This window comes from Streptomyces sp. NPDC006309 (assembly GCF_040613095.1).
In the GTDB taxonomy this organism is placed as follows: domain Bacteria; phylum Actinomycetota; class Actinomycetes; order Streptomycetales; family Streptomycetaceae; genus Streptomyces.
On the sequence record NZ_JBEXRO010000035.1, the window covers coordinates 38579 to 54521 of the forward strand.

The window sequence follows — 15943 nt, forward strand, 5'->3', positions numbered from 1 at the left end:
CGGCGGAGCCAAGGGCTCTGTCCCCTTTTGAGGGATCGTTTCACCCGTACGAAGTAAAAGAGCTCAAGGTTCCGGAAGGGGCGCTCCGACGGCGCCTACGGTCGCACGGGTGATGAGCAGCAGTCCGGAGACCACCACCCGCACGACCGGCGCGCACCGGGCGCACCGACAGTCGCGTGAGTCACGTGAGTCGTATGAGGCGCAGGAAGCGCGTCGCGAGGCGCGAGAGGCGCGCGACCGCGCCGCGGCGCGCGTCCTCGCGCAGCGCATGCCGGAGTGCTACGAGCCGTACCTGGACGGTCTGTTCACCTACTGCCTGTCCGTCCTGTGCGACCACGACGCGGCCACCGCCGCCCTCGGCGACGTCCTCGCGCTGGCCGAACGGCGCGCGCACCGAGGCCCCGAGGCCGCCGGTGACCGCAGGGCCTGGCTGTACGCGCTGGCCCGCTGGGCGTGCCTGCGCAAGCTGGCCGAGGCCAGGCGCAACCGTCAGGCCACGCACGCGGCGGGCCGCGCCGGCGCCGGGAAGGGAGCGGGGAACGGCACCGAGCCGGCCGTCGCCCCGGAGGACCAGGAGCGGCGGCGCCGCGAACTGGCCCTGCTGGCCTGGCCGGAGGCGGCCGGCACCACTCCCGAGCAGCGCGAGGCCCTGGAACTCGCGGTCCGCCACCATCTCGCCGCCCACGAGGTGGCCGCCGTCCTCGGCATGGAACCGGCCGCCGCCCGGGAGCTGCTCGCCTCCGCGGCCTGCGAGGTCGAGCGCACCGGCGCGGCCCTGGCCGTGGTCCGGGCCGGTGACTGTCCGAGCGTCGCCCACCTCACCGGCGACAGCCAGATGGTGCTCAGTACGGCCGTACGCCGCGAGCTGGTCCGGCACGTCGACGACTGTCCGCGCTGCCGCCGCACCGCCGAGCGCACCGCCCCCGGCCGCTGGCCCGGCGCCACGGTCACCCCGGCCGAGCTGCCCGTCCTTCCGGCCCCGCGGGCGGATCTGCGCACGGCCCTCGCGCACCACCCACGCGCGCGGGGCGCGGCCCTGCCGCGCTTCGACCGGCGCGGCTTCCCCATGGACCCCAAGGACCGCGCGGCCCGCCGCGACCGTCTCCGCGCGCGTGCCGTCACCACGACGGTGGTCGCCACGGTCGTCGCCGCGCCCGTCCTCGCCCTCTGGGCCGCCTACCGGGGCGGGCCGGCCGGGGACGGCGACGGCCGATCCGCGACCGCGCACGGGGCCCAGGGCCCCGACGTGCTCGGCGGTGATCCGGCCGGCGGTCACGAGCAGGCGGGCCACGCCGGTGTGAAGCCGGGCGCCCGGCACGGCAAGGACGGCAAGTCGGACGTCTCCGTGGAGGTCGTCGGCGTCGGCGGAGCGGACGGCAGGGGCGCCGGCCGACTCTCGGTCGGCGCCGCCAACGACGGCGACACGACGCTGATCACCCTCACGGCCTCCGGCGCCTCCGAGGTCCGCTGGTCGGTGTCCACACCGGCCGCCTGGCTCTACTTCAGCCGGTCCACGGGAACCCTCCGGCCCGGCTCGACGTTCACGATCAAGGTGTACGTCGACCAGCTGCGCGAGCCGTCCGGGCACTGGCACGCGCGGGTGGCGGTGGCCCCGGCGGGCGCGGTGGTCTCCATCGACGGCTACGGCACGGCACCGAGCCGTCCGGCACCCCCGCCGTCCGCCACGCCCCCCTCGACGCCGCCGGCCACACCCCCCGCCGAACCCCCCACGACCCACTCCCCGCTCCCCACCGGCCCGGCTCCCACCCCGACCACGCCGCCCCCCACCGACCCCACGCCCACGTCCCCCGCCCCGACCGACACGGACCCCCCGAGCCCGACCGACACGTAGAACCGGGGCGCACGCTCACACCGTGCATGGCGCCCACGTGGGGTCACGGGTCCGAGCGGCCCCCTGGGATCACGGCTCCGAGCGACCCGAGGCCGTGCGTCAGCGGGGCGGGTCGGCCGGGTGCGGTGCCAGGAGGGGGAGCTGCGATGCCAGTCGCTGTTCGCACAGCTCGACCAGGCGGTCGTAACCGGCCCTGCCCATCAGCTCGGTCAGTTCGGCCCGGTAGGAGACGTACACCGGTTCGCCCGCGCCGTGGGCCGAGGTCGCCGAGGTGCACCACCAGTGCAGGTCATGGCCGCCCGGACCCCAGCCCCGGCGGTCGTACTCACCGATGGACACCTGGAGCACACGGGTGTCGTCCGGCCGGTCGATCCAGTCGTACGTCCGCCGGACCGGCAGCTGCCAGCACACGTCCGGCTTGGTCTCCAGCGGCTCCCGGCCCTCCTTCAGCGCGAGGATGTGCAGCGAGCACCCCATGCCGCCCGCGAACCCGGGCCGGTTCTGGAAGATGCACGAGCCCTGGAAGGGCCGCGTCTGCCGGGACCCCTCCTCGTCCTCGGAGACCCAGCCGCCGCTGTGACCCTCGGCGTGGTGCTGCCAGATGTCCGGGGTGAGCCGGGCCACATGCTCGGCGACCCGCTTCTCGTCGTCCTCGTCGGAGAAGTGCGCCCCGAGCGAGCAGCAGCCGTCGTCCGCGCGGCCCGCCTGGATGCCCTGGCAGCCGCTGCCGAAGATGCAGTTCCAGCGAGAGGTCAGCCAGGTCAGGTCGCAGCGGAAGATCTGCTCGTCGTCCGCGGGGTCGGGGAACTCCACCCAGGCGCGCGCGAAGTCGAGCCCCTTCTCGTCGCTCACCTTCGCGGCCTTGGGAGTTTTGCCGGCCTTGCGAACCTTGTCCGCCTTCTCCGGCTTCGCGGACTTCGCCTTGTTCGTCTTTGGCACCCGTCCAGGGTAAGTGGCCCGGGCCCGCTCCGGGGACCGAGGACCGGCGTTCTGGCAGTAGCGTTTCCGTCCATGAGACTCGGTGTCCTGGACGTGGGTTCGAACACGGTGCATCTGCTGGTGGTGGACGCCCACCCCGGCGCGCGCCCGCTGCCCGCGCATTCGCACAAGGCCGACCTCCGGCTCGCCCAGCTCCTCGACGGCAGCGGTGCCATCGGCGAGGAGGGCGTCGACCGGCTGATCGCCGTCGTACGGGACGCGCTCCAGGCCGCCGAGGACAAGGGCGTCGAGGACCTGCTGCCCTTCGCGACCTCCGCGGTCCGCGAGGCCACCAACGCCGACGACGTCCTCACGCGCGTGGCCGACGAGACCGGCGTACGCCTCCAGGTCCTCACCGGCGCGGAGGAGGCCCGGCTCACCTTCCTCGCCGTGCGCCGCTGGTTCGGCTGGTCCGCCGGGAAACTGCTGGTCCTGGACATCGGCGGCGGTTCCCTGGAGATCGCCTACGGCATGGACGAGGAGCCGGACACGGCCGTCTCCCTGCCGCTCGGCGCCGGCCGCCTCACCGCGGGCTGGCTGCCCGGCGACCCGCCCGCTCCGGAGGAGGTCCGCGTCCTGCGCCGGCACGTCCGCACGGAGATCGGCCGGCACGTCGGGGAATTCAGCCGCTTCGGCGCCCCCGACCACGTGGTCGCCACGTCCAAGACCTTCAAGCAGCTGGCCCGCATCGCCGGTGCCGCCCGCAGCGCCGACGGGCTCTACGTCCAGCGGGAGCTCAAGCGCGAGTCCCTGGAGGCCTGGGTCCCCCGCCTCGCCGGCATGACGACCGACCAGCGAGCGGAACTCCCCGGTGTCTCGGAGGGCAGGGCGGGCCAGCTGGTGGCGGGCGCACTGGTGGCCGAGGCCGTGATGGACCTGTTCGGTGTGGAGAGCCTTGAGGTCTGCCCCTGGGCCCTGCGGGAGGGCGTGATCCTCCGGCGCCTGGACCACATGGGCTCCGCCTGACGGCCCGAGGGGCGCGGGCCCCGGGGGTGATCGCGGCCCCGCCGCGCCCGCCCGCATGGCATACCTCACAACGGCGAACCGGCACCCAACACCCGGGTCCCCCCACGCCGTAAGGTGACGGACGTGGGTGAACCAACGGACGTGCGCATCGCGCTGTCGACCGCCTCCGTCTACCCGGAGTCGACGGCGACGGCCTTCGAGATCGCCGCACGCCTCGGCTACGACGGTGTCGAGGTCATGGTGTGGACCGATCCGGTCAGTCAGGACATCGAGGCGCTGCGCCGCCTGTCGGACTACCACGGCATCCCGGTCCTGGCCGTCCACGCCCCCTGTCTGCTGATCACCCAGCGGGTCTGGTCGACCGACCCCTGGACCAAGCTCCAGCGGGCCCGGGCGGCGGCGGAGAAGCTGGGGGCGTCCACGGTCGTCGTCCACCCGCCGTTCCGCTGGCAGCGGCAGTACGCCCGGGACTTCGTCGACGGAATCTGGCGAATGGCGAACGAGACGGACGTCCGGTTCGCCGTCGAGAACATGTACCCGTGGCGCTACCGCGACCGCGAGATGCTCGCCTACGCCCCCGACTGGGACGTCACCAAAGACGACTACCGGCACTTCACGATCGACCTCAGCCACACGGCGACGGCCCGTACCGACGCCCTGGACATGGTCGACCGCATGGGAGACCGGCTCGGGCACGTGCACCTCGCCGACGGCCGCGGCTCCGCCAAGGACGAGCACCTGGTGCCCGGCCGCGGCACCCAGCCCTGCGCCGAGCTGCTGGAGCGCCTCGCGTTCACCGGCTTCGACGGGCACGTCGTGATCGAGGTCAACACCCGGCGTGCGATGTCCGGCGCCGAGCGCGAGGCCGACCTCGCCGAGGCCCTGGAGTTCACGCGCAAGCACCTCGCCTCGGCGGCCGTAAGGGTGCCCCGGGGATGAGCGGGACCACCCCCCGCCGCCGCGGCCGCCCCCCGCGCACCGAGTCCGCCGGTACCCGCGACCGCATCCTCACCGCCGCCCGCGAGGTGTTCTCCGCGCGCGGCTACGAGAAGACGTCGGTCCGCGCCATCGCCAAGGCGGCCGAGGTGGACCCGGCGCTCGTGCACCACTACTTCGGCAGCAAGGAGGAGGTGTTCGAGGCGGCCGTCGAGGTCGCCTTCGCCCCCGCCCTGATCGCGTCCGACGCGGTGGCCGACGGCCCGCTGGACGGCGTCGGGGAGCGGCTGACCCGCTTCGTCCTCGGTGTCTGGGAGAACCCCGCGACCCGTACCCCGCTGCTGGCGATCGTGCGCTCCGCCGTCGACAACGACACCGCCGCCGCTGTCTTCCGCCGCCTGATCGCCGCCCAGCTGATGCGCCGCATCGCCGCCGCGCTGGACCTGCCCGACGCCGAGCTGCGCGCCGAGCTGGCGGCGGCGCAGCTGGTGGGAACGGCGATGATGCGGTACGTGATCAGGCTGGAGCCCCTGGCCTCCGCGGACCTGGAGCAGCTCGTCGTGCGGCTGGCACCGGTCGTACAGCACCATCTGACGGCCGCCTGACCCCCGTACGCGCGGTACGACACTGGAACGCCCGTCCCGCATTCCGGACACTTCTGTCCACGGTTCGGAGGGGGAGCGTACGCTCGGAGAGAGTCAGAACTCTCTGGACTCTTCTCCAGAAGGTCTTCGAAGGAGCGAGCGACGATGCCCGAGCTGAGGTCCCGCACAGTCACCCACGGACGCAACATGGCGGGCGCCCGCGCCCTTATGCGTGCCTCGGGTGTACCCGGTGCGGACATCGGCCGGAAGCCGATCATCGCCGTGGCCAACTCCTTCACCGAGTTCGTGCCGGGCCACACCCACCTCCAGCCGGTCGGCCGGATCGTCAGCGAGGCGATCACGCAGGCCGGCGGCATCCCGCGCGAGTTCAACACGATCGCCGTGGACGACGGCATCGCCATGGGCCACGGCGGCATGCTCTACTCGCTGCCCTCCCGCGACCTGATCGCCGACTCAGTCGAGTACATGGTCGAGGCCCACTGCGCCGACGCCCTGGTCTGCATCTCCAACTGCGACAAGATCACCCCGGGCATGCTCATGGCGGCGCTGCGCCTGAACATCCCGACCGTCTTCGTCTCCGGCGGGCCGATGGAGTCCGGGCGCGCCACCCTCGTGGACGGCACGGTCCGCACGCTCGACCTGGTCGACGCGATCTCCGACGCCGTCAACGACAAGATCTCCGACGAGGACATCCTCCGCATCGAGGAGAACGCCTGCCCGACCTGCGGCAGCTGTTCCGGCATGTTCACCGCCAACTCGATGAACTGCCTGACGGAGGCCATCGGCCTCTCCCTGCCCGGCAACGGCTCGGTCCTCGCCACCCACACCGCCAGGCGCCGCCTCTACGAGGACGCGGCCCGCACGGTCATGGACATCACCCGCCGCTACTACGAGCAGGACGACGACACGGTCCTGCCCCGCAACGTCGCCACCTTCCAGGCCTTCGAGAACGCCATGGCCCTGGACATCGCGATGGGCGGCTCCACCAACACGATCCTGCACCTGCTGGCCGCCGCCCAGGAGGCGGGCGTGCCCTTCGGCCTGGAGCAGATCGACGCCGTCTCGCGCCGCGTCCCCTGCCTGGCGAAGGTGGCCCCCAACGTCGGGAAGAACCGCACGTACTACATGGAGGACGTGCACCGCGCCGGCGGCATCCCCGCCCTGCTCGGCGAACTGCACCGCGCCGGCCTGCTCAACGAGGACGTCCACGCCGTCCACAGCCCCTCCCTCGCCGACTGGCTCAAGACCTGGGACGTCCGCGGCGGCTCCCCGGCCGCCGAGGCGGTCGAGCTGTGGCACGCGGCCCCCGGCTGCGTCCGCTCCGCGGAGGCGTTCTCCCAGTCCGAGCGCTGGGAGGCCCTGGACGACGACGCCGAGAACGGCTGCATCCGCTCCGCCGAGCACGCGTACTCCAAGGACGGCGGCCTCGCGGTCCTGCGGGGCAACCTCGCCGTCGACGGCTGCGTGGTCAAGACCGCCGGCGTCGACGAGTCGATCTGGACGTTCGAGGGCCCGGCGGTCGTCTGCGAGTCCCAGGAAGAGGCCGTCCAGCGGATCCTCACCCAGGAGGTCAAGGAGGGCGACGTCGTCGTCATCCGCTACGAGGGCCCCAGGGGCGGCCCCGGCATGCAGGAGATGCTCTACCCGACCTCGTACCTGAAGGGCCGCGGCCTCGGCAAGAGCTGCGCCCTGATCACCGACGGCCGTTTCTCCGGCGGCACCTCCGGCCTGTCCATCGGCCACGCCTCCCCGGAGGCGGCCTCCGGCGGCACGATCGCCCTCGTCCAGGACGGCGACCGCATCCGCATCGACATCCCGGGCCGCACCATCGAACTGCTGGTGGACGACGCGGAGCTGGCCCGCCGGGAGCAGGCGCTGAACGGCGTCTACGCCCCTAGGAACCGCGACCGCAAGGTCTCCGTCGCCCTGCGCGCCTACGCCGCGATGGCGACGAGCGCGGACAAGGGCGCGGTGCGGGACGTGTCCCGGCTGGGCTGACCGGCCGGGCAGGTGTGACAGGGGGCCGCTCCCCGGTGGGGGCGGCCCTTCGCCGTACCCGTCCGTACGTCACCAGCCCCCGGGGGAGCGGCCGTCCACGGTGAAGACGGTGCCGTCGGGCGCGGTGGCGCAGACCCGCCCGTCCCCGCCGACGATCACCGGGGCGGGCGGCGTGGCCATGACCCCGGCGGAGTGCCCGACCAGCCGTGCGGGTGTCTGCCCGGTCAGCATGCCCGTGCGGGCGTCGACCGCGAGCAGCCGGCCGTCGCTGCCGGTGACGTACACCGACCCGCCCCGCGCGACGGGCACCGAACCGCGGCTCACCGACGTCTCCAGATGCCACAGCTGCCGGCCCGACCCCATGTCCACGGCGTCGAGGGAACCGCCGGTGGCCAGCACATGGACCACGTCCCCCCGCACGCTCGCGTGCGCGCCGGCGAGCACGGCGGGCAGGGCCACGCGCCGCGTCGACCCGCTCCCGGGGGCGTAACGGACGATCTCCCGGGCGCCGTAACCGCTGTCGACGCCCAGGAAGTACACCGAGCCGTCGGCCTGGGCGGCGAACGGTTTCAGCCAGCCCTTCAGCCGGACGTCCCACCGCACCCGCCCCGTGTCCGGGTCGACGGCGGTCACCTGCGTACTCGCGCCGTCGGCGGACGTCCGCGTCGCGTACGCCGGTTCGCTCCGCGCACCGGATCCGCCCGGGAACGCCACGAAGGACGGCACGCCCCGGCCGGGAACCGCACCGCGCCAGCGCGTGGCACCGGTCGCGCCGTTCACCCCGGTGACCGCGCCGTCGGCGCCGGTGAGCAGGGCGGTGTCGCCGGCGTACCGCACCGTCGTGCCCGCCGGCAGGCGCCGCTGCCAGACCTCCTTGCCCGTGGCCGGATCGAGCCCGGCGAGCCGCGAGCCGCCGTCCGTGTACGGCTGCACCAGGCCACCGGAGACGACCGGAGGTCCGCTGGTGGACCGCGTGTCGACGGACCGCCGCCACAGCAATCGGCCGTCGGCCGGGGAGAGCGCGAAGACGACACCCGGCCGCGCGCAGAGCAACTTCCCCGCCTCGTACGCGCATTGCGGCATGCCCTCTCCGGCGGGCACCGGCCGGGCCGTCCAGGCTCGGGAGCCGGCCGGCGGGGCCGCCGCGCCGGCGGCCCCCGGCCTCTCGTCGCCCCCGCCTGATCCCCACACCGCGGCGAGAGCACCCACCAGCACCAGTCCGAGGGCGCCGGCCCCCAGCACCGCACGCCGGCCCGGTCGCCGCACCGGTCCCCGCGCCGGTCGCTGTTCGGCCCGCTCCGGACGGGCAGCCGCCACCGGGCCGGGCCCGTCCTCGCTCACGCGCTGCGCCGGTATGAACGCCTGGGTGTCGTACGAGGCCGCCACCGAGCGCAGTTCCCGCATCAGCTCGTCCGGCGTGGGCCGGTCCGCGGGCTCCTTGGCGAGGCAACGCCGCACCAGCGGCGCCAGAGTGGCCGGTACGCCCGTCAGGTCGGGCTCGTCGTGCACCACCTGGTAGGCGACGACGTACGGACTGTCCGAGTCGAACGGCCCACGCCCGGTGGCCGCGTGCACCAGCAGCGATCCGAGCGCGAAGACGTCGGCCGCCGGCCCCACCTCCCGGGGGCGCCGGAACTGCTCGGGCGCCATGAACGGCGGCGTGCCGATCAACTTCCCCGTCTCGGTGCGCAGCTCGCTGTCGGCCGGCCGGGAGATGCCGAAGTCGATGACCTTCGGCCCGTCCTCCGCGAGCAGGACGTTGCTGGGTTTCAGGTCCCGGTGCACGACCCCCACCCGGTGGATGTCCCGTAGCGCCTCCGCGAGCCCGGCCATCAGCCGGCGCAGCTGCGGAGCGGTCATCGGACCGTTCCGCTTCACCTGTTCGGACAGGGTCGGTCCCGGAATGAACAGCGTGGCCATCCACGGCCGCGCGGCCTGTGGATCGGCGTCCACGACGGGCGCGGTGAAGGCACCGCTGACCTTCCGGGCTGCGGCCACCTCCTGCCGGAAGCGGCCTCTGAACTCGGGGTCCCGCGCGAACTCGGCGTGTACGACCTTCACCGCGAGCGTCATCCCCGAGGTGCTGCGGGCGAGGTGCACCACGCCCATGCCGCCGGAGCCCAGACGGGACTCCAGACGGTAGTGACCGGCGTATTCGGGAAGTTCCGCTTCCGCGCCCGCCCCGATGTTGCGCTGTGGCGCCATGGACCACCCCCGTGCTCTTCGTCCGCGCGCGCGACGCACGGAGCCTAATCGATGGTTCGTGCGAGACGGAGGCGGCTTGCTAGCGTCTGCGTGCGCGTCGCGCAGACGCGTTCCGCGCCGGGCTCTCAGCTCGGCGACACGGGAACAGCAACGGGGGAGGAGCACGAACATGTCAGTCGACCGTGCGCAGGAGACCGGGGGCATCGACGACCGACCGGCGGTGGAGGCGGCAGCCGTCCGCACCTACGCCGTCGCACCCGGCGTCCGGCTGAACGTCCGCAGCGGCCCCGGCCCCGGCTACAACCTCGTGCGCGTCCTGCCCGAGGGCGTCCGGGTCCCGGTCTACTGCCAGACACCCGGTACGACCGTGTCGGGCACCTACGGCACCACGGACCTCTGGGACCTCATCGACAGCGGCGAGTACGTCTCGGACGCGTACGTACACACAGGCAGCGACGGCTACATCGCCGCCCGCTGCGGCTGACCCGCGGTCCCGGCCGGCACCGGCCCGGCGGGGGGCCCGCCCCCGCCGGGAGCCCGCAGGCGGACGGAGCCATAATCGTCCCGTGAGCGACGAAACCGGCACCACGGACACCTCGGCGGCCCCCACCGGCGGCGCACCCCAGGGCGACGGCGTGGCTCCCGGCCACGCACCCCGCCCCGAGCCCCTGCGCTTCTTCGGCACCACCTGGGTGCACCACGACCACGGCTACGCGGCCCGCCGCGCCGGCGCCGCCGTCGGCTCCCTCGCCGCCGCGGCCGTCTCCTGCCTGGTGCTGCGCTTCGCGTACGAGGGCATCCGCATCGCCGGCACCGGTTCCTTCGTGACCATGCTGGTCATCGTCATGTTCGGCATCTGCACGGCGCTCGCCTTCCGCAACACCTGGGACGGTTTCGGCGTCCGGCACGACCCGCAGCGTCAGGCCTCCCTGCGCGGCCTGCTCGCCATCGGCTTCGTCGGCTCCCTCCTCGCCTACTCGCTCCGCTCCCTCACCGAGGCCCCGGGCGAGAAGTTGCACCGCGAGGAGTACGAGAAGGCCCGCCAGGAGCACGAACGCCGCGCCACCCGCCGCACCGGCGACCCGTCGAGGAAGAAGCGGCGCCGGTAGCACGCCGGCAGTCACGGGCCGCGCGGTCCGCACCGACGCCCGGCCGTAGGCCGCGCCCGCCCGAGGAGCGCCCCGCGCAGGCGCCACCCCGCCGAAAAACACTGTGCCTTCCGCCCCTTCCCGCCCACCATGACCCCATGGCAACCCCTGAGTCACCCACCACCCCGCACGCCGCCCGGGCCCACTCCTTCAACTCCGCCGCCGCCCAGTACGCCGCGAACCGCCCCTCCTACCCACCGGCCCTCCTCGACGCCGTCGAGGAACTGGCGGGCCGTTCCCTGTCCGGTGCCGGCACCGTGGACGTCGGCGCCGGCACCGGGATCGCCAGCGCCCTCCTGCACGCCCGCGGCGCCGACGTCCTCGCCGTCGAACCCGGCGAGGGCATGGCCGCCGAGTTCCGCCGCGCGCTGCCGCACATCCCGCTCGTCCGGGGCGACGGCAACGCGCTTCCCGTCGCCGACGCCCAAGCCGACCTCCTCACCTACGCCCAGGCCTGGCACTGGACCGACCCGGCCCGATCGGTGCCGGAGGCACTGCGCGTGCTGCGGCCCGGCGGTGCGCTGGCCCTGTGGTGGAACACGGAGGCGCTGGACGTCGAGTGGATCGCCGAGGCCGCCGAACGCACGGGCCGTCTCCTCGGCCCGGGCTTCACCACCGCCGAGCGGCGCAGGAACATCGAGCGCACCGAGCGGGCCGACCCCAGCGGGCGTCTGGACTTCGCCCGCCGCACGGTCCGCTGGAGCCGGCGCGTCCCGGTCGACGTCCACCTCGCCAACCTGGGCAGCCACTCGGCCCTCCTCGTCGAGTCCGAGGAGCGCAGGACCGCCTTCATGGAAGAGGAGCGCGCCCACCTGCTCCGGGCCTTCCCGGACGGCACCGTCGAGGAGACGTACGACGTCCGCCTCCTGGTCGCCCTCAAACCCTGACCCGGACCCGGATCCCACCCCGGATCGTCCCCGTTCCTTCCCCGCTCGCGGCGGCGGCCCACCCAGGCCGCCGCTGTCGCGTACGTGCCCCTCTCGCCGGCCGCGAACAAGCACGCCGGCGCTCTCCGGTGCCCCCTGCCCCCTTGACGCCGCACCCCCGCGGGCGGACTATTCATCACGTGATGAATTATGAACCGGGCGACCCTCCGCCCCACCCAGCCACCCCCGCCGTCGCCGCCACCCCCGCCGTCCACGCCGAGGACCTCACCGTCGTCCGCGGCTCCCGCACCGTCCTGCACGACCTCCGCTTCACCGTCCCCCGCGGCCGGATCACCGGGCTGCTCGGCCCCTCCGGCTGCGGCAAGTCCACCCTCATGCGCTCGATCGTCGGCACCCAGGCCGGGATCACCGGCAGCCTCGACGTCCTCGGCCACCCCGCCGGCCATCCCGCCCTGCGCAGCCGCATCGGCTACGTCACCCAGGCCCCCTCCGTCTACGACGACCTCACCGTCCGCCAGAACCTCGAGTACTTCGCCGCGATACTCGACCCCGGCCGCGCCGCCGCCGAACGACGCCACCACCACGTCACCCGGGCCATCACCGACGTCGACCTCACCAGCCACGCCGACGCCCTCGCCGGCAACCTCTCCGGCGGCCAGCGCAACCGCGTCTCCCTGGCCGTCGCCCTCCTCGGCACCCCCGAACTCCTCGTCCTGGACGAGCCCACCGTCGGACTCGACCCCGTCCTCCGCCGGGACCTGTGGAACCTCTTCCACGACCTCGCCGCCACCCGCGGCGCCACCCTCCTCGTCTCCTCCCACGTCATGGACGAGGCCGAGCGGTGCCACCGCCTCCTCCTCATGCGCGAGGGCGGGATCCTCGCCGACGACACCCCGGACGCCCTGCGCACCCGGACCGGCACCGACACCGTGGAGGCCGCCTTCCTGCACCTCGTCGACGCGGCGGCCACCGCCGACCGCACGAAGGAGAGCACCCGATGAACCCCGCCGCCCCCATCCGTCCGACCGGCCCCGCGGCTACGGCGGCCACCACCCCGGCCACCGGCGCGTTCACCCCCTCCCGTGCCACCGCCACCGCGGCCCGGGTCCTGCGCCAGCTCCGCCACGACCCGCGCACCATCGCGCTGATGATCCTCGTCCCATGCCTGATGCTGGTCCTGCTGCGCTACGTCTTCGACGCCAGCCCCCGCACCTTCGACAACATCGGCGCCTCACTGCTCGGCGTCTTCCCGCTGATCACGATGTTCCTGGTCACCTCCATCGCCACCCTGCGCGAACGCACCTCAGGCACCCTCGAACGCCTCCTCGCCCTGCCCCTCGGCAAGACCGACCTCATCGCCGGCTACGCCCTGGCCTTCGGCGCCGTCGCCGTCGTCCAGTCCGCCCTCGCCACCGGACTCGCCGTCTGGCTCCTCGGCCTGGACGTCACCGGCTCCCCCTGGCTGCTCCTGCTCGTCGCACTCCTCGACGCGCTGCTCGGCACCGCCCTCGGTCTCTTCGTCTCCGCCTTCGCGGCCTCGGAGTTCCAGGCCGTCCAGTTCATGCCCGCCGTGATCTTTCCTCAGCTCCTCCTCTGCGGCCTGTTCACACCCCGCCCGGACATGCACCCCGTCCTGGAGGCCGTCTCCGACGTCCTGCCGATGTCGTACGCCGTCGACGCCATGAACGAGGTCCTCCGCCACACCGACATGACCGCGGTCTTCGTCCGCGACGCGCTGATCGTGGCCGGCTGCGCCCTGCTGGTCCTGGGCCTGGGAGCGGCGACCCTGCGCCGCCGCACCGTCTGAACCCGCTCCGCCGCGGCGGACGTCCGCCCACCGGACACCCCACCCGCCCCCCTCCTCACCGGTGCGAAACTGAACCGCATGAGCCAGAAAGTCGCAGTCCTCGGCACCGGCAAGATCGGCGAAGCCCTGCTCAGCGGAATGCTCCGGGCCGGCTGGGCCCCCGCCGATCTCCTGGTCACCGCCCGCCGTCCCGAACGCGCCGAAGAACTCCGCACCCGCTACGGAGTCAGCCCGGTCGGCAACACCGAGGCCGCCAAGACCGCCGACACCCTGATCCTCACGGTCAAGCCGCAGGACATGGGCACCCTCCTGGACGAACTGGCCCCGCACATCCCCGCCGACCGCCTCGTCATCAGCGGGGCCGCCGGCATCCCCACCTCCTTCTTCGAGGAGCGCCTGGCCGCCGGCACCCCCGTCGTCCGGGTCATGACCAACACCCCCGCCCTCGTCGACGAGGCCATGTCGGTCATCTCCGCCGGCAGCCACGCCACCGAACAGCACCTGGCGCACGCCGAGGAGATCTTCGGCGGTGTCGGCAAGACCCTCCGTGTCCCCGAGAGCCAGCAGGACGCCTGCACCGCCCTGTCCGGCTCCGGCCCGGCGTACTTCTTCTACCTGGTCGAAGCCATGACGGACGCCGGCATCCTGCTCGGCCTGCCCCGCGACAAGGCCCACGACCTCATCGTCCAGTCGGCGATCGGCGCCGCCGTGATGCTCCGCGACAGCGGCGAACATCCCGTCAAGCTGCGGGAGAACGTCACCTCCCCCGCGGGCACGACGATCAACGCCATCCGCGAACTGGAGAACCACGGCGTACGCGCCGCCCTCATCGCCGCGCTGGAGGCAGCCCGCGACCGCAGCCGCGAACTCGCCTCCGGCAAGAAGGACTGACCCCCCGCGACGCGGGGCCGACCCGACGCCCCGCGCGGGCGGCGGACACCCGCCGCCCGCACGACGCCGCCCGGCTACCGCGCGGCGCTCAGCGAGGGATCCGCCACGGGCGGCAGCAGCCCGATCGCCCGGTAGGCCGTATCAACGGTCGGACGAGCCAACGCCCTGGCCTTCTCCGCACCATCCCGCAGCACCCCCTCCACATAGGCCGGATCGGCGCACAGCTCCCGGTGCCGGGCCTGCACCGGCCGCAACACCTCCACCACCGCCTCCGCGGTGTCCTTCTTCAAAGAGCCGTACGAGTCGTGAACGTCCGCCAGTGACTCAGGGTTCCCACCCGTGCACGCAGCGAGAATCTCCAGCAGGTTCGCGACTCCCGGCCGCTCCACCGGGTCGTACCCGACCTCCCGGCCGCTGTCGGTCACCGCCCGCATGATCTTCTTCCGCACCACGTCCGGCTCGTCCAGCAGATACACGACCCCCTGCCCCGCGTCCGACTTCCCCATCTTCGACGTCGGGTCCTGAAGGTTCATCACCCGGGCCGCCACCCCCGGAACCGTCGCCTTCGGCACCACGAAGGTGTGGCCGTACCGCTGGTTGAACCGCACCGCGAGATCCCGTGCCAGCTCCACGTGCTGCACCTGGTCGTCCCCGACCGGCACCTCGTCCGTGCCGTAGGCCAGGATGTCCGCCGCCATCAGCACCGGATACGTCAGCAGCGACAGCCTGACGCTCCCACCGCGCTCCCGCTCCCGCGCGGCCTTCTCCTTGTACTGGATCATCCGCCGCATCTCGCCGTCGCTCGCCACGCACTCCAGCAGGTACGACAGCCGGGTGTGCTCGTCGACATGGCTCTGCACGTACAGGGTGCACAACTCGGGGTCGAGCCCGGCCGCCAGCAGGAGCGTCGCCGCCTGCCTGCTGAGCCTGCGCACCCGCGCCGGATCGTGGTCCACGGTCAGCGCGTGCAGATCCACGATGCAGAACAGCGCGTCCGCCCGGTGCTGATCGACCTCGGCCCAGCGCCGCATGGCTCCCAGGTAGTTCCCCAGGGTCACGTGCCCGGTCGGCTGGATCCCGCTGAAGACCCGCTTCATCTCACTCCACCTTCGGTCCGGGCCGCCGCTCCCGCGGCCGGCCCCCGAAGTCCCGGAGGGAGATACACGAACGGCCGCCGAAGCGGCGGCCGTTGAGTGCATACGTGCGTACGGCCGCCGTCAGGCGGCCCACCAGAGCTGGGGACACGTACGCGTGGTCACGACCCCCACCGTACGCCTCCGGAAGGCCTCAGGGGCGAGAGTTGACACTCCCCACGCCCGTCCGTAAGGTACTCCGAGTTGTCCGACGTGAGCACCGGCCCCGGTCGGTCCCCGGACAGCCATTCCGTGAGCACCACCCAATCGATCGCCACCTCGGTGACGACTGCATTGGCGTGCGTATTTGCGAAATGAGGAATCCGCGTTCGAAAGGACGGCGGCCCCCGATTAGCTCGGGAGCCGGGAATCCGCTAAAGTCTCACTCGTCGGAACGGCCGAACGGCCGGGAAGACAAGCCCCTCTGACTGGGAGTCAGGCACCGAAAGGGTCTGATAGAGTCGGAACCGCCGGAAAGGGAAACGCGGAAGCGGGAACCTGGAAAGCACCGAGGAAATCGGGTCGAGAAAAGATCTG

14 protein-coding genes are annotated in these 15943 nt (G+C 73.2%); 11 read left to right on the top strand and 3 right to left on the bottom strand.

Annotated elements, in window-relative coordinates; genetic code table 11:
• Positions 1-109: 109 nt before the first annotated feature.
• Positions 110-1852, top strand: a complete 1743-nt coding sequence (locus ABZ117_RS31460; RefSeq protein ID WP_356825691.1) for a hypothetical protein — start codon at positions 110-112, stop codon at positions 1850-1852.
• A 99-nt stretch (positions 1853-1951) separates the two neighbouring features.
• Here ABZ117_RS31460 and ABZ117_RS31465 read toward each other — a convergent pair whose 3' ends face one another.
• Entirely contained in the window at positions 1952-2704 is a 753-nt protein-coding gene (locus ABZ117_RS31465) for a hypothetical protein (protein WP_356825721.1), read from the bottom strand.
• Between the two features lie 159 nt (positions 2705-2863).
• Here ABZ117_RS31465 and ABZ117_RS31470 point away from each other — a divergent pair, with 159 nt between their 5' ends.
• The 4 genes from ABZ117_RS31470 (at position 2864) to ilvD (ending at position 7335) form a co-directional block, all read left to right on the top strand.
• Positions 2864-3796: a Ppx/GppA phosphatase family protein gene (locus ABZ117_RS31470; protein ID WP_356825693.1), complete on the top strand. Its 933-nt coding sequence runs from the start codon at positions 2864-2866 to the stop codon at positions 3794-3796.
• A gap of 123 nt (positions 3797-3919) precedes the next feature.
• A complete protein-coding gene (locus ABZ117_RS31475; RefSeq protein ID WP_356825695.1) occupies positions 3920-4735 on the top strand; it encodes a sugar phosphate isomerase/epimerase in 816 nt (271 codons plus the stop codon).
• Positions 4732-5337: a TetR family transcriptional regulator gene (locus tag ABZ117_RS31480; RefSeq protein WP_356825697.1), complete on the top strand. Its 606-nt coding sequence runs from the start codon at positions 4732-4734 to the stop codon at positions 5335-5337. Before ABZ117_RS31475 ends, ABZ117_RS31480 begins: the two co-directional genes overlap by 4 nt.
• Positions 5338-5481: 144 nt before the next feature.
• Positions 5482-7335 carry a dihydroxy-acid dehydratase gene (ilvD, locus tag ABZ117_RS31485; RefSeq protein ID WP_356825699.1) on the top strand — a complete coding sequence of 618 codons (1854 nt, stop codon included), beginning with the start codon at positions 5482-5484 and terminating at the stop codon, positions 7333-7335.
• A 69-nt stretch (positions 7336-7404) separates the two neighbouring features.
• Here ilvD and ABZ117_RS31490 read toward each other — a convergent pair whose 3' ends face one another.
• Positions 7405-9540: a serine/threonine-protein kinase gene (locus ABZ117_RS31490; protein ID WP_356825701.1), complete on the bottom strand. Its 2136-nt coding sequence runs from the start codon at positions 9538-9540 to the stop codon at positions 7405-7407.
• Positions 9541-9709: 169 nt separating this feature from the next.
• Between ABZ117_RS31490 and ABZ117_RS31495 the strand changes: the two genes are divergently transcribed.
• From ABZ117_RS31495 to proC, 6 genes are all read left to right on the top strand, one after another.
• Complete coding sequence (locus tag ABZ117_RS31495) at positions 9710-10024, top strand: SH3 domain-containing protein (RefSeq protein WP_356825703.1); 315 nt, start codon at positions 9710-9712, stop codon at positions 10022-10024.
• An 82-nt stretch (positions 10025-10106) separates the two neighbouring features.
• Positions 10107-10649, top strand: a complete 543-nt coding sequence (locus ABZ117_RS31500; RefSeq protein ID WP_356825705.1) for an EamA/RhaT family transporter — start codon at positions 10107-10109, stop codon at positions 10647-10649.
• A 137-nt stretch (positions 10650-10786) separates the two neighbouring features.
• Positions 10787-11575 carry a class I SAM-dependent methyltransferase gene (locus ABZ117_RS31505; protein WP_356825707.1) on the top strand — a complete coding sequence of 263 codons (789 nt, stop codon included), beginning with the start codon at positions 10787-10789 and terminating at the stop codon, positions 11573-11575.
• A gap of 179 nt (positions 11576-11754) precedes the next feature.
• Positions 11755-12576 (top strand): ABC transporter ATP-binding protein, encoded by an 822-nt coding sequence (locus tag ABZ117_RS31510; RefSeq protein ID WP_356825709.1) that lies wholly within the window; start codon positions 11755-11757, stop codon positions 12574-12576.
• Positions 12573-13382, top strand: a complete 810-nt coding sequence (locus ABZ117_RS31515) for an ABC transporter permease (protein ID WP_356825711.1) — start codon at positions 12573-12575, stop codon at positions 13380-13382. The genes ABZ117_RS31510 and ABZ117_RS31515 overlap by 4 nt, the downstream gene beginning before the upstream one ends.
• 78 nt (positions 13383-13460) lie before the next feature.
• Complete coding sequence (gene proC, locus ABZ117_RS31520; protein ID WP_356825713.1) at positions 13461-14273, top strand: pyrroline-5-carboxylate reductase; 813 nt, start codon at positions 13461-13463, stop codon at positions 14271-14273.
• A gap of 74 nt (positions 14274-14347) precedes the next feature.
• On the opposite strand, the gene trpS is transcribed toward proC, so the two are convergent.
• A complete protein-coding gene (gene trpS, locus ABZ117_RS31525; RefSeq protein ID WP_356825715.1) occupies positions 14348-15370 on the bottom strand; it encodes a tryptophan--tRNA ligase in 1023 nt (340 codons plus the stop codon).
• Between the last annotated feature and the right edge of the window lie 573 nt (positions 15371-15943).